Genomic DNA, 13744 nt, shown 5'->3' on the forward strand with positions numbered 1-13744 from the left:
GGCAGCGGTCTTTTTTTGGAAGCGGTGCCCAATTGTGTTACGATAGATTCAACGAATCCGCAGGAGGGGAACGGAAATGCGGCAGAACGGTCAAACACGTGTTAAAAGCGTCCTGTTTACGGCGGCGGCAGCGATAGCCGTGATGGCATCGGGGTGCGAAGGGAAGCCTGCTTCCACAGGAGGCACGGCAGGCCCTGCCGGTACGGAAGCGCCGGGGCAAAAACCCTCCGGCCAGGCACAGGAGAGCGGGTCCGGGAATGCTCCCGTTGTGCCCGAACTCGTCGAGCAGAAAGCGGAGGACTACACGCGGGAAATCGTTGCTTCCGGCCTCAATGTGCCGTGGGAACTGGTTTTTGCGCCGGATGGCCGTATATTCTTCACGGAGCGGCCGGGTCAACTGCGGGTGATCCGGGACGGCAAGCTGCAGGAAAAGCCGCTTTTGAAGCTGCAGGACCCTTTTATCAGCAGCGGGGAAGGCGGCCTGCTCGGTCTGGCGCTCGATCCCGACTTCTCCGCCAACTCCTACCTGTATGTTTACCACACGTATTCCGTCGGAGGCGAAACGAAGAACCGGGTGCTGCGGCTGAAGCTGCAAGGTGACGGGGCTCTAATAGACCGTGTGCTGCTCGATGGGATACCGGGGGCAGAGAATCATAACGGCGGCCGGATCAAATTCGGCCCCGACAAAATGCTCTATATCACAACGGGCGAGAAATATGATCCGCCCCTGGCTCAGGACATGAACAGCCTCGGCGGCAAAATCCTCCGGATACGGCCGGACGGTTCGATTCCCGGAGACAATCCGTTTCAAGGCTCGCCCGTGTACTCCTGGGGACACCGTAACGCCCAGGGCCTGGCGTGGGACCCGCGAAGCGGTGCGCTGCTGAGCTCCGAACACGGGCAGTCGGCTCATGACGAGCTGAATGTCATCGTTCCCGGAGGAAACTACGGCTGGCCCCTGATCGAAGGGGACGAAACGGGATCGCCCAAGGCGGCGGGACCCCTTATCCCGCCGCTTCTGCACAGCGGCAAAGACACGTGGGCCCCTTCGGGGATGACGTTCGTCAGCAGGGGACCGTGGCAGGGACGACTCGCCGTCGCGGGGCTGAGGGGAACGAAGCTGCTGCTGTTCACGCTCGAACCGGACCGCACTCCGGCTCCGGGAGCCGCGGCTTCCGTACCCGGCTACAAGCTCACCAAGGCGGAAGCCGCGTTCGCTGGCAGCTACGGACGGCTCCGCTCGGTAACGGAAGGTCCCGACGGCTCTCTGTACCTGCTGACGAACAACCGGGACGGGCGCGGCAAACCGGCGGGAGACGACGATAAAATCATCCGCCTTAAACCGAAACATCCCGGCAGGCAATAAGGGTTGACAGGCGGCTTCTTTTTAAAGCATGATAAATTGTAAGCCACATACGGATAAGCAGTACGGATAGAAGGGGGTGCGGAGTTATGGATCAGACACAGGGAGATTATTTTATTATTAAAGCGAAAGAAAACGGCGTGCATGTGATCGGCCTGACAAGAGGGCACGACACGCGCTTTCATCATACCGAAAAGCTGGACAAAGGCGAGGTTATGATCGCCCAGTTCACGGAACATACTTCGGCGGTGAAGGTCCGCGGCAAGGCGCTGATCATGACGAAGTTCGGCAATATCGAAACCGAACAATAATTTGCGCCAGCAGGCATAGCCTGCTTTTTTTCATTGTACAATGGGATATAGACAGGAGGTGCCCTTGTACGATGAACAAAGTTGCCCGTTTGCTGACGATAGCCGGCCTGTCGGCGGCCGTTGTGCTCGCTATGGCGTTCGTCCCGTTTTTGGACAGAAAGAACGGCAGTCAGGGCCCGGAAGCCTGGAGAAGTATTTCCGGCCCGGAATTGACGGAGGCAAATCTGCCCGATTACGTAAACGGTCTCCCGCTTCAGCTGCGCGTGCGCAAGGTGGAGCTTACGCATTCCATTCTCTCGCTGGACCTGCTGCTGCCGGGAACCGCCGAGAAGAAGGTTGTTTACGGCGATCTGCTGCGGATCGCGCAATCGTCCCTGCTCCGGACCTCCAACATTAGCCGGGTGCTCGTCAGGGTCGTGGAATACGGCCCGAAACCGGGCGAGAGCGGTCCGCAGCTTGTCATGGCGATGGAAGCGGCCCGTACGGAGGCGAAGGCACTTTCCTCCTTGAAAGGAAGCGACGGCGAAGACAAGGTGGCTGCCGAGCTTCAGCGCAGATTTCTTCTGACCTTTACAAAGAAATGGCAGCGCCACTTTCCAGAATAATTGCTTGTGCGTCACTCAAAAGGTTATGCTATAATTACTTAGATACGATCTATGAAACTGGCACACGTACGGAGGCTTTTGTATGAACCCATATCGGATCCCTGAGATCGCTAAACAATATACGGATTATGACATGATCCGCCAGCATACGGATCTGCCTGATTTCCCGAACTTCCGGGCGCAGCTTCTGTATGCTTTTTTGAGCAGGGATTCCCGGCTTAACCCTTCGTCCGAATTGTTTGCGCTCGTCACTTCGCTTGTCCAGATGGGACTCGATACGCATGACGAGGTAACGGTTTCTAATGAGGTGAAAGAGAAGAAAGCCGCCAGATCCCGTCAGCTGAAAGTGCTGGCCGGCGATTATTTTAGCTCGCGTTTTTACCACTTGCTTTCGCAAGCCGGTCAAATCGACCTGATCAAACGGCTGTCCACGGCCATCTGCGAGCTGAACCGGCTCAAAACGAACCTCTATGTGACGATGAAACATCTCAAAGTCACGGCTGAAGACTACGTGCGGCAGTCCGTGGATATCAAGTCCCATCTGTTCAAGTCGTTCGGAGGACTGATGGAAGAAGTAAACCGCCGCGCATGGCCGGAAATTCTCGAATCGTTTACCCGCTGCGAAGTGATTTTCAAGGAAATTTTCCGTTCGGAATCCCTTCAGGATTTTCACGGAAGCTGGGGCTACTGGCACATTATCCAGAACGGCTCCAAAGAAGAGCGGAAACTGCTTGAAGCTCAGGAGCAGGACCCGGCTAAACTCAAAGCGCTGATTCACAAATACAACGTGCCGTCCCAATTGTACAACCTGCTTGCCGCCCAGCTTCAACAGCTGGAAGCGAAAGTAAAGCAGCTTGATTCGGACAAGCTCGCAAGTGAACTGTTTCACATTGGCGAGCCATTTTTTCGTTTCATTTCCAAAACCAGATTACTGGAAGAGAGATAAAGGTGGGGAAAGCCGTGCAAGGCAAAACGAAAGAACAATTTGTTCATTCCGTGTTTGAAAGTATTGCGCCCAAATACGATAAAATGAACAGCATCCTAAGCTTCCGCAGGCATAAAGCCTGGCGGAAATTTACGATGGCCAAAATGAACGTCAAGCCGGGCTCAACCGCGATCGATATTTGCTGCGGCACCTGCGATTGGACGATCTCCATGGCGAAGGCAAGCGGCACCGGGGAGATGGTCGGGCTGGATTTCAGCCAGAACATGCTTGATTACGGCGCGGGCAAAATCCGTGAAGAGGGACTGGACAACCAGATCCGTCTCGTGCACGGCAATGCCATGAGCCTCCCTTTCGACGATAATACCTTCGATTACGCCACCATCGGGTTCGCGCTTCGAAACGTGCCGGACGTGGAGCAGGTGCTGCGTGAAATGCAGCGCGTTGTGAAACCGGGCGGGCTCGTCGTTTCTCTGGAGCTGTCCAAGCCGACTTGGCGGCCTTTTAAAGCTTTGTATTATTTTTATTTTCAGAAAGTGCTTCCGGTGCTCGGCAAATTGATTGCCAAGTCTTACGAGCAGTACAGATGGCTTCCGGAATCGCTAATCAGTTTCCCTGACTATAAAGAGCTTGCCAAAATTTTTCGCGGAACGGGGCTTCACAAGGTCGAAGCTTACCCGCTGACCGGAGGAATTGCGGCGCTTCATATAGGCGTCAAAGGGAATTCGAGTCAGGAGAGTAAGACAGATGCGACAACTCATTCATAAAACAAAAATTTTCCTGGAAATGATCAAATTCGAGCATTCCCTTTTCGCCCTTCCTTTCGCTTATATGGGTTCTATTCTCGGAGCCGTTGTGGAAACGGGGGACCTGCCGACGTGGACGCAGATCATGTGGATCACGCTAGCGATGATCGGCGCCCGCACCGCCGCGATGTCCTTGAACCGGGTCATCGACAAAAAGTACGACAAGAAAAACCCGCGGACGGCAAACCGGGCGATCCCGGCAGGCCTGATTTCAGTCGCGGAAGTTACGGTATTTATTATCCTTTCATTCCTGCTGCTTTTCTGGTCAGCTTATCACCTCAACCTGCTGTCCGTTTACCTGCTACCGGTTGCGGTCTTTTTTCTTGTCTTCTATTCGTACACCAAACGGTTTACGTGGGCGTGCCATTTTGTTCTCGGCATCACCCTGGGCCTTGCTCCGCTCGGCGGATGGGTGGCGATTACCGGAGGAATCACGCCGGCCGCGCTTGTCTTGTTCATCACCGTAGCGATGTGGAGTGCGGGATTCGACCTGCTTTACGCCTGCCAGGACGTGGAATTTGACCGGGAGGAAGGCCTGCATTCCTATCCGGGCCGCTTCGGTATTCCGACGGCGCTGATTACGGCGCGCATTCTTCATACGCTGACTGCCGTAGGTCTGATTTCGCTTTTCTTTATGACGAATCTCAGCTGGTGGTATCTCGTCGGCATTATCATCGCGTATATCATTTTGTTTTACGAGCACCGCCTTGTTTCGCCGACGGATTTATCTAAGCTGAATACGGCATTTTTCACCATGAACGGGATACTCAGCACCGTCGTTTTCGTCTTTACTTTGGTCGATATTCTGGTGGAGACATTCCGATGAAGAAACGCGGCTGGGTCGTCGGCATTACGGGGGCAAGCGGCGCGATTTACGGGGTGACGCTCATTAAGGAGCTTCTGAAAAGGGGCGTTCCCGTCCATCTGGTCATTACGGAGGCCGGCTGGCGGGTACTTCACGAAGAACTGGATTGGGTGGCCGCCAAGCGGAAAGAAACGCTGGAAGCTCATTTCGGCGGTTTTCCGGGCCCGTACACGTATTATCCGCTCCAGGACATCGGGGCCGGCATAGCAAGCGGCTCGTTCCGCACCGAGGGCATGGTGGTTATGCCGTGTTCGATGGGGACCTTGGCGGGAATTTCCCGCGGAGCTTCGGACAATCTTCTGGAGCGTGCCGCCGACGTGATGCTGAAAGAAGGGCGCAGGCTCATTCTCGTTCCCAGGGAGACGCCTTTGCACGCCATTCATCTGGAGAACATGCTCGTCCTTGCCAAAATGGGCGTGAAACTGATTCCGGCCATGCCGGCCTTCTATCAGCGACCTGAGACATTGGAAGACATCGTTGCCTTTCTCGTGGGGAAGGTACTAGACAACATGGATTTGGATCATGAATTGTTCAGAAGATGGGGAGAAGGCAATGACGACAACAGAGAAGAAATTGCGCATCGGGAGAATTGAATTTACGAATGCTTGGCCTGTGTTTTACCATTTTCCGGTGCAGAAGCTGGCAAATTCAGTTGAGTTCGTAAGTCAGGTCCCGACAGGTTTAAACCGGGCTCTGGCGGCGGGAGAGATCGATATGAGCGCCATTTCTTCGTTTTCTTACGGAGAAAATTTCCGGGATTACGTCCTGTTTCCCGATTTGTCGGTCAGCGCTTACGGATATGTGAATTCACTGCTGCTTTTTCATAAAAAACCGCTGGAACAATTGAAAAACGGAAGAATTGCGCTTCCGACGACCTCCGCAACGACGACGAACCTGCTGAAGATCATCATGAACAAAAAATACGGCGGCAATCCGACCTACAGCTATGCTCCGCCCGTGCTGGAAGACATGATGAAGGACAACGACGCGGCCCTCCTAATCGGAGACCATGCCATCAAAGCCAACTGGCAGGGCAGCGGGTATACCGTAACCGACCTGGGGCAAGAATGGAAGGAATGGACCGGCCATTGGATGTCTTTTGCCGTGTGGGCCGTCCGTAAGGATACCATCGAACGGTCGTCGGACCTGGTTAAAAGGATCTTCGACGGTTTTGTGGAAAGCAAACGCAAGTCGCTGGAGGATCTTACGGGCGTTATTAATGAAGCCGTCTTGAAAATCGGCGGTACGGAATCTTATTGGGAACATTACTTCAGAAATCTTTGCTACGAATTTGGTCCCGAGCAGTGGAGCGGTCTGGAGCTGTATTACCGCTATGCTTGGGAGCTTGGTTTTTTACCGGAAGAGGTCTCCATCCAGATCTGGTCCGATAATACGAGGGTGCGGGTGACGGAATGAAAATTCTTAACATATACGTGCGCAAGAAAAAAGACGTGGGCGCTGTCGAGCGGGAACTGGAAGCCAACCTGCAGACCGACCACGCGTTATTGACGGAAACGTCCATGCATCTGCTAAAGGCCGGGGGCAAAAGAATCCGGCCTGTTCTTGTCCTGTTGGGCGGCGAATTCGGAACCTATGATATCGAACGGTTGAAAATGATAGCGGTGCCGCTGGAGCTTTTCCACTCGGCTTCGCTCGTTCACGACGATGTGATCGACGATGCGGATACGCGGCGCGGCCAGGATACCGTGAAGTCCAAGTGGGACAACCGGATTGCGATGTATACCGGGGATTTTATTTTTGCCAAAGGGCTGGAGATTGCCGCCAGACTGGAAGACCCGCGCGTTCATATGATCCTGTCGAAGGCCCTGGTGGAAATGTCCATCGGGGAAATGGAGCAGATCCGTTTCTTCTACCATACGGAGCAGACGCTGCGCGATTATCTTCTCCGCATCAAGCGCAAGACGGCTCTTCTTATCGCGATTTCCTGCCAGCTCGGAGCTATGGTGGCGGGAGCCGATGAATACGTATCCAACCGGCTGTATTCGTTCGGCTATAACGTCGGGCTCGCCTTTCAAATCCGGGACGACATCCTTGATTTGTGCGGTACCGAGAAGGAGATCGGCAAACCGCCCGGCAGCGATATTAAACAGGGCAATATTACACTGCCTGTTATTTTCGCCCTGCAGGAGGAGAAGCTCCGGGTTCCGATTTTGAGCGAGATCGAACGCATTCAGAAAGCGGACGGGCAGACGGATGTCAGCCGTGTTCTCGACATGATCCGCGGCAGCGGAGGGATCGAGAAATCCAGCGCGCTTGCCGACCGCTATATCGCAAAAGCCATTGCGGCTCTGGACACGCTTCCGAACATCCGGGCCAAGCAGGATCTTATCCAGGTCGCCCATTTTATCGGCAACCGCACGCACTAATCCTATATTTTATCGGCCCGGCCGGCTCCGGTTTCACGGATGTGTGCAATTGTTCATTGTACGTGCTGCTGAAACGATGGTACAGTAAGAGAGATTACTTTTCTACCAATTGGAGGCAGATTACATGGAAAAAACTTTTCTAATGGTAAAACCGGACGGCGTCCAGCGCGGACTGATCGGAGAGATCGTCAAGAGACTGGAGCAGAAAGGCTTCCAGCTGGTAGCCGCTAAACTGATGCAGATGACTAAAGAGCAGGCGGAAGAACATTATGCCGAGCATAAAGGCAAAGACTTCTTCGAACCGCTTGTAGAGTTTATTACTTCCGGTCCCGTATTTGCCATGGTGTGGCAGGGCGAGCAGGTTATTGCGCTTTCCCGCATTCTGAACGGTAAAACGAACGTACTGGAAGCGGCTCCCGGAACGATCCGCGGCGACTTCGCCTTACATACGAGATTAAACCTTATACACGGCTCGGATTCACCGGAGAGCGCGGAGCGCGAGATCAACCATTTCTTCAAACCGGAAGAAATTTTGGATTACAAGCGCGACGTATCCCGCTGGCTTTAATAAGACTAGGGAAAAAGATATGGGCATTTTTGCCTATGTCTTTTTCTTTTTTGCAGGAGAATTTGCCCCGGATAGGGAATATCAACACTGGACAAATACATCAGGGGTGGGATACAACATGGAAAACGACGATTTTCCGTTATTTATCCGCAAAATCAAGGACTTCACATCAATAGATCTCGCATTATACAAAGAAGCTCAGATGAAAAGGCGTCTGACGACGCTGCGGATCAAAAAAGGCTACAATACCTTCTCGGCCTATTTCGATGCCATGACGAAAGATAAAGAACTCTTTTACGAATTTCTGGACCGGATGACCATCAACGTCTCCGAATTTTGGCGGAACCCGAACCGCTGGGAAGTGATGGAACAGAAATTTTTGCCGGAACTGAGAAACGCGAGCCGGAACCTCAAAGTCTGGAGCGCGGCCTGCTCAACCGGTGAGGAGCCGTATACGCTGGCTATGATCTTGTCTCATCTGGGCGCTTTGCGTGACGCCTCCATTCTTGCGACCGACATTGACGAGGGAGCGCTGGAAAAGGCGCGGCGCGGCATTTATGTGGAAAGATCGCTCAAAGACGTTCCGCCCCACTACGTAAAAACGTATTTTAAACAGGAGCAGCTCGGTTTCCACGTGTCCGACGAACTCAAGAAAGCCGTGAAATTCCAGAAGCAGAACCTGCTGGAGGACCGTTTCGACAGCGGCTTCGACTTGATTGTCTGCCGCAATGTCATCATTTATTTTACGGAAGAAGCGAAGCATCGGCTGTATCAGAAGTTTTCAAAAGCGTTGAAACCGGGAGGCATTCTGTTCGTCGGCTCCACCGAGCAGATTTTTTCTCCGGCCCAGTATGACCTCGAACCCGCGGATACCTTTTTTTACCGGAAAAAGGGGTAGGAATGTATAACTTTTCCTCTTTAAACCGATACTTGGAGTACTGTCTTTCAAGGAGGACTCAAATGGATAAACGAAAAGTTATTTCCGCTTATCGCCGGGGCTTTATCACCATGCAGGAGTGTGCGCAGATTCTAGGCATAGATTCGGTGCAGATTCTCGGGATGATGAACGATCCGAAGATGGCCGATCCGTCCGGTCCCTGGCAGAAGCAATCGGCCGGAGGCTGACGATCGGAAGTTCAGGTGTAGTGGAAACCGGATAAAACACGCTTTGATGCCGCCGGGCACGCAGGGCGTGTTTTTTGTGCCCGCGGTTGTCAAACGCATAGGGGTATACTATAATGGTAGAAAAACTTAGGCACTTGAAAGCGCTAAAGTGTTTGTCGGTACCGTATTTGTACGGATTAGAAGGGAGCAAGAGTAGTGAGATACTTAACGGCGGGGGAAACACATGGTCCGCAGCTGACTGCGATCATTGAAGGATTTCCGAGTAATGTGACGATTGATTTTGAAGCAATGAACTTCCAATTACATAGAAGGCAGAAAGGCCACGGACGCGGACGCCGGATGCAGATCGAGAAGGATACGGCAATCATTGCCGGCGGTGTGCGCCACGGCAGAACGACAGGTGCGCCGATTGCCCTGGTAGTCGAGAATAACGACTGGAAGCACTGGACTTCCATTATGAACATAGAAGAGCAGCCGGATACGGACGAAGGAAAGCGCCGGGTTAACCGGCCGCGTCCGGGACACGCGGATCTCAACGGCGGTTTGAAATACAACCAGCGCGACCTCCGCAACATCCTGGAGCGCTCCAGCGCCAGGGAAACGACGATGCGCGTCGCCTGCGGCGCCGTTGCGAGACAGCTGCTGGAAGCGTTCGGCATCAAGCTGGCGAGCCACGTTGTGCGCATCGGCGAAGTGGAGGCGAAATCTCCGCAGCTGCCGATCGACGAGCTCATCGCGATTACGGAGCAGTCTCCCGTGCGAGTGACGGATCCCGAAGCGGAAGCGGCGATGATCGCGGCCATTGATGCGGCGAAGGCCGACGGAGATACGCTTGGCGGCATCGTGGAAGTCATCGTGGAAGGCGCTCCGGTCGGACTGGGCAGCCACGTGCAGTGGGACCGCAAGCTGGACGGCCGCATCGCTCAGGCGGTTCTGTCCATCCAGGCGTTCAAAGGCTGCGAAATCGGAATCGGATTCGAAGCGGCCAAACTGCGCGGCTCCAGCGTGCACGACGAGATACAGTACGATCCCGAGCAGGGCTTCCGCCGGGCGAGCAATCGCGCAGGCGGTTTCGAAGGCGGAATGACGACGGGCGAACCGATTGTCGTAAGAGGCGTCATGAAGCCGATCTCGACTCTATACAAACCGCTTCAGAGCGTGGATATCGATACGAAAGAAGCTTTCACGGCTCAAGTGGAACGCTCCGATACCTGTGCCGTGCCGGCTGCCGGCGTCATCATGGAGAACGTGGTGGCCTGGGAAGTCGCGCAGGCGTTCATGGAGAAATTCGGCGGAGATTCTCTCGAAGAGATTCGCCGCAACTATGAGAATTATTTGAAGCAAGTGGAGAGCTACTAAGATGATGGAGCTGAAAGTTGATCTCGGCGAGCGCTCGTACCCAATCTATTTGGGAGAAGGGCTGCTCAAGGATTGTGCCGCGTATTTCGATAAACATGCCATCAGCAAGCGCGCCCCGCTTCTGGTCGTGACGGATGAATCGGTCGCGCGCCATCATCTTCAGCCCGTCATGGACAGCCTGACAGCCGGCGGATACAAGGCTTCTTCTTTTGTCGTGCCGCCGGGTGAGGGCTCGAAATCTCTGCAGATGCTGGAAAAAATCGTTACAGCCGCTCTTGAAGCCGGGCTGGACCGCAAGTCCACCATTGTCGCACTGGGCGGAGGCGTCGTCGGAGACCTCGCCGGTTTCGCTGCGGCAAGCTTTATGCGGGGCATCGCCTTTGTACAAATGCCTACCACCATTCTGGCTCATGACAGCAGTGTCGGGGGCAAGGTTGCGGTCAATCATCCTTTGGCGAAGAACATCATCGGCGCTTTTCACCAGCCGGAGATGGTGCTGTACGACGTAACGACTTTACAAACCCTTCCGCGACGGGACATTTCCGCGGGGTTGTCGGAAATGATCAAGCACGGCCTGATCTGGGACGCCGATTTTGTGACGTGGCTGGAAGACAACCGGGAGAAGCTGCTTTCCCTGGACCCGGAAGCTCTGCAGTATGGGCTCTATCAAGGCTGCAAAGTTAAATCTCTGGTGGTGTCTCAGGATGAGCGTGAGAACAGCCTCCGGGCGATTTTGAACCTTGGCCACACGATCGGTCATGCTTTGGAGGCGGTTGCCGGCTATAACGAGCTCTTGCACGGCGAAGCCATCTCTATCGGGATGGTCGGTTCGGCACGGCTTGCCATGAAGCTCGGATACTCCGAGGATATCTACGAGGTGACCAAACGTATCCTGCAAAGCTTCGGGCTGCCGGTCCGTCTGCCGGAACAGTACGACACGGCCCGGATTATGAGCGCGTTGATGCACGACAAGAAGTTCAAGGAAGGCACCATGACGTTCATTATTCCTACGGCTGTCGGGCAGGTGGAAATCCGTAACGATGTCCGCCGGGAATGGGTGGAAGAAGTCGTGGAACAACTAAAGCGGGAGGCATAACCATGTTCGTTAGAGGAATCCGCGGCGCTACAACCGTGGAAAGCAACGAAGAAGGACAGATTCTGGCGGCAACGCTGGAGCTTTTGGAAAAGATTGTCCGCGAGAACGACGTGAAACCCGATGAAATTTCCTCGGTGTTTATTACGGTCACCAAGGAATTGACCGCCACGTTCCCCGCGAGAGCCATCCGCCAGATGCCGGGCTGGGATCTCGTACCGCTTATGTGCTCCATCGAAATCGATGTAGACAACAGTCTTCCGAAATGTATCCGGCTTATGGTGCTGGCCAATACGACGAAACGGCAGGATGAAATGCGGCACGTTTATTTGAAAGGCGCGCAGGTTCTGCGTCCGGACATTGTGAAATTGACAAATCCCTAATCCGGGTAGTATAGTCATTATAGAGTAGAGCTTAGATGAGATCAGTTGAGATGAGTAGAGTTGAGCATAGACAGCGCATAACTATCGTTAGCATTTCGCATGAGTTGCGAAAGGACGATAATAGCCGTTCCTTCCCTTTGCTAGCAAGGGGGTTCTGTAATCTTTTTCTGCAGAGCGGAACTATAGTTTTATAGCCGGTTCTCTTAATGAATTTTAACGGCTGTAGACGATGCGCCTTGAATTCCTGCACTCTTACCAATCAAATGAACTCAACCAAACCTCTACGGATGCGTAGAGGTTTTTTATTTTTTCAACTGCTGCCCGTAGAAAGGGGAAAACAAGAATGAATACCGAGCTTCAAGAAGTGATCCGCCTGGGAAAAGAATACAATCTGATACCGATTGTACGCTGCCTGCTGGCGGATACGGAGACACCGATCCGAGTATTTCAGCAGGTTGCCGACGAGAAACGCGCGTTCCTGCTTGAAAGTGTAGAGGGCGGCATTAAATGGGCCCGGTATTCGTTCATCGGTACAGACCCGTTCCTCATTATCCGGGCACGCGACGGCAAGACTCATCTGGAGACGCAGGGCAGAACGGTCATGACGGAAGAAAAACCGCTTCAAGCCTTAAAGAGCCAGCTTGCTATGTTCCGGAGTCCTTCGATTGAGGGACTGCCGAGATTTACAGGCGGAGCGGTCGGTTTTTTCGGGTACGACCTGCTGCAGTATTACGAGAACCTTCCCAAACACCGCGTCGACGATATTCAGATGGATGATATCCAGTTCATGTTTTGCGACCAGGTCATTGCCTTCGATCACTTTAAACAGCAGATGAACGTAATCGCGAACGTGCACATTCCCGACGGGGCCAGCGAGGAAACGATAGCGGAAGCTTACCGGCAAACCTGCCTGAAGCTTGAGGCGACGATACAAAAGCTCAAAAAGCCGCTCCCGTCCAGCATGATGACACACAGCGAAGTGGAAACGCCAACGGATCTGGACGGCTTCCGCTCCAACCTAAGCAAAGAGAAGTACATCTCCAATGTGAAAGCGGCCCAGGAATATATAAAAGCCGGAGATATCTTTCAAGTTGTGCTTTCCCAGCGTTTCGAAACGGATACGGATGTCTCTCCGCTGCAGGTGTACCGGGTACTCCGGACATTGAATCCCTCTCCTTACATGTACTATTTGAAAATGGACGATGAAGTCATCGTAGGAACCTCTCCCGAAATGCTGGTGCGTGTGGAAGACGAGAGAGTGGATACGAGAGCGATTGCGGGAACGCGCCCGAGAGGCAAAACGCCCGAACAAGACCTTGAGCTTGAGCAGGACCTGCTTGCGGACCAGAAGGAACGTGCGGAGCATCTGATGCTGGTGGACCTTGTGCGTAATGATGTAGGCCGGGTTGCCGAGTACGGCACGGTGGCCTGCGACAGCTTTATGCAGATCGAACGCTACTCGCACGTGATGCACATCGTATCGAATGTGTCGGGGACGATGAACAAAGAGAAGGACTTCTTCGATGCTTTCCTGTCCTGTCTGCCGGCAGGCACGGTGTCCGGGGCGCCGAAACTGAGAGCGATGGAAATTATCGCCGAATTTGAAAATGAAAGAAGAGGGACCTACGCCGGAGCGATCGGCTACCTCGGTTTCTCGGGGAATATGGATTCGGCCATTACGATCCGGACCATCGTTTTCAAGAACGGCAAAGCGTACATCCAGGCCGGAGCGGGCGTTGTCTTCGATTCCGATCCGGAGAAAGAATACGAAGAGACGGTGAACAAGGCGCGAGGTATGATGACAGCGATCCGTACCGCGGAAGCGATGTTCAAGCGGGCGGCAGATAATCCGAACCTCGACTACTATGTCCACGTCCCGGCCCTTTAGGCGGGAAAGGTAGGCCGGGAACGGTCGGACTATACGACGGAACGAACG

16 protein-coding genes are annotated in these 13744 nt (G+C 53.8%); all 16 read left to right on the top strand.

Annotated features, from left to right (window positions below; all coding sequences use genetic code 11):
- The first annotated feature begins 76 nt into the window (after positions 1-76).
- The 16 genes from AC58P5_RS15550 to trpE all read left to right on the top strand — a co-directional run bounded on the left by AC58P5_RS15550 (position 77) and on the right by trpE (position 13696).
- Positions 77-1366: a PQQ-dependent sugar dehydrogenase gene (locus AC58P5_RS15550; protein ID WP_497387971.1), complete on the top strand. Its 1290-nt coding sequence runs from the start codon at positions 77-79 to the stop codon at positions 1364-1366.
- Between the two features lie 86 nt (positions 1367-1452).
- Positions 1453-1674, top strand: a complete 222-nt coding sequence (mtrB, locus tag AC58P5_RS15555; RefSeq protein ID WP_009672001.1) for a trp RNA-binding attenuation protein MtrB — start codon at positions 1453-1455, stop codon at positions 1672-1674.
- 71 nt (positions 1675-1745) lie between these two features.
- Positions 1746-2279, top strand: coding sequence for a hypothetical protein (locus tag AC58P5_RS15560; RefSeq protein WP_497387973.1), 534 nt, complete (start codon positions 1746-1748; stop codon positions 2277-2279).
- A gap of 82 nt (positions 2280-2361) precedes the next feature.
- The gene (locus AC58P5_RS15565) at positions 2362-3225 is read left to right on the top strand and encodes a heptaprenyl diphosphate synthase component 1 (protein ID WP_497387975.1); all 864 of its coding nucleotides are present in this window, start codon (positions 2362-2364) and stop codon (positions 3223-3225) included.
- Between the two features lie 14 nt (positions 3226-3239).
- The gene (locus AC58P5_RS15570) at positions 3240-3989 is read left to right on the top strand and encodes a demethylmenaquinone methyltransferase (RefSeq protein WP_497389092.1); all 750 of its coding nucleotides are present in this window, start codon (positions 3240-3242) and stop codon (positions 3987-3989) included.
- A complete protein-coding gene (locus tag AC58P5_RS15575; protein ID WP_497387977.1) occupies positions 3970-4854 on the top strand; it encodes a UbiA-like polyprenyltransferase in 885 nt (294 codons plus the stop codon). Before AC58P5_RS15570 ends, AC58P5_RS15575 begins: the two co-directional genes overlap by 20 nt.
- Positions 4851-5486: a UbiX family flavin prenyltransferase gene (locus AC58P5_RS15580; protein WP_497387979.1), complete on the top strand. Its 636-nt coding sequence runs from the start codon at positions 4851-4853 to the stop codon at positions 5484-5486. The genes AC58P5_RS15575 and AC58P5_RS15580 overlap by 4 nt, the downstream gene beginning before the upstream one ends.
- Positions 5446-6309, top strand: coding sequence for a menaquinone biosynthesis protein (locus AC58P5_RS15585; RefSeq protein WP_497387981.1), 864 nt, complete (start codon positions 5446-5448; stop codon positions 6307-6309). Before AC58P5_RS15580 ends, AC58P5_RS15585 begins: the two co-directional genes overlap by 41 nt.
- On the top strand, positions 6306-7280 hold the full coding sequence (locus tag AC58P5_RS15590) for a polyprenyl synthetase family protein (RefSeq protein WP_497387983.1): 975 nt from the start codon (positions 6306-6308) through the stop codon (positions 7278-7280). Before AC58P5_RS15585 ends, AC58P5_RS15590 begins: the two co-directional genes overlap by 4 nt.
- Positions 7281-7404: 124 nt before the next feature.
- On the top strand, positions 7405-7848 hold the full coding sequence (gene ndk / locus AC58P5_RS15595) for a nucleoside-diphosphate kinase (protein ID WP_497387985.1): 444 nt from the start codon (positions 7405-7407) through the stop codon (positions 7846-7848).
- A 118-nt stretch (positions 7849-7966) separates the two neighbouring features.
- Entirely contained in the window at positions 7967-8746 is a 780-nt protein-coding gene (locus AC58P5_RS15600; protein WP_497387987.1) for a CheR family methyltransferase, read from the top strand.
- A 62-nt stretch (positions 8747-8808) separates the two neighbouring features.
- Positions 8809-8973, top strand: a complete 165-nt coding sequence (locus AC58P5_RS15605) for a hypothetical protein (RefSeq protein ID WP_181024370.1) — start codon at positions 8809-8811, stop codon at positions 8971-8973.
- Positions 8974-9168: 195 nt separating this feature from the next.
- On the top strand, positions 9169-10332 hold the full coding sequence (gene aroC, locus AC58P5_RS15610) for a chorismate synthase (RefSeq protein ID WP_497387989.1): 1164 nt from the start codon (positions 9169-9171) through the stop codon (positions 10330-10332).
- Position 10333: 1 nt separating this feature from the next.
- Positions 10334-11428 (top strand): 3-dehydroquinate synthase, encoded by a 1095-nt coding sequence (gene aroB / locus AC58P5_RS15615; protein WP_497387991.1) that lies wholly within the window; start codon positions 10334-10336, stop codon positions 11426-11428.
- Between the two features lie 2 nt (positions 11429-11430).
- Positions 11431-11808 (top strand): chorismate mutase, encoded by a 378-nt coding sequence (gene aroH / locus AC58P5_RS15620; RefSeq protein WP_009672004.1) that lies wholly within the window; start codon positions 11431-11433, stop codon positions 11806-11808.
- A gap of 343 nt (positions 11809-12151) precedes the next feature.
- Positions 12152-13696, top strand: a complete 1545-nt coding sequence (gene trpE / locus AC58P5_RS15625) for an anthranilate synthase component I (protein WP_497387994.1) — start codon at positions 12152-12154, stop codon at positions 13694-13696.
- Positions 13697-13744 lie beyond the last annotated feature (48 nt).

The organism is Paenibacillus sp. JT31N7, assembly GCF_059692095.1.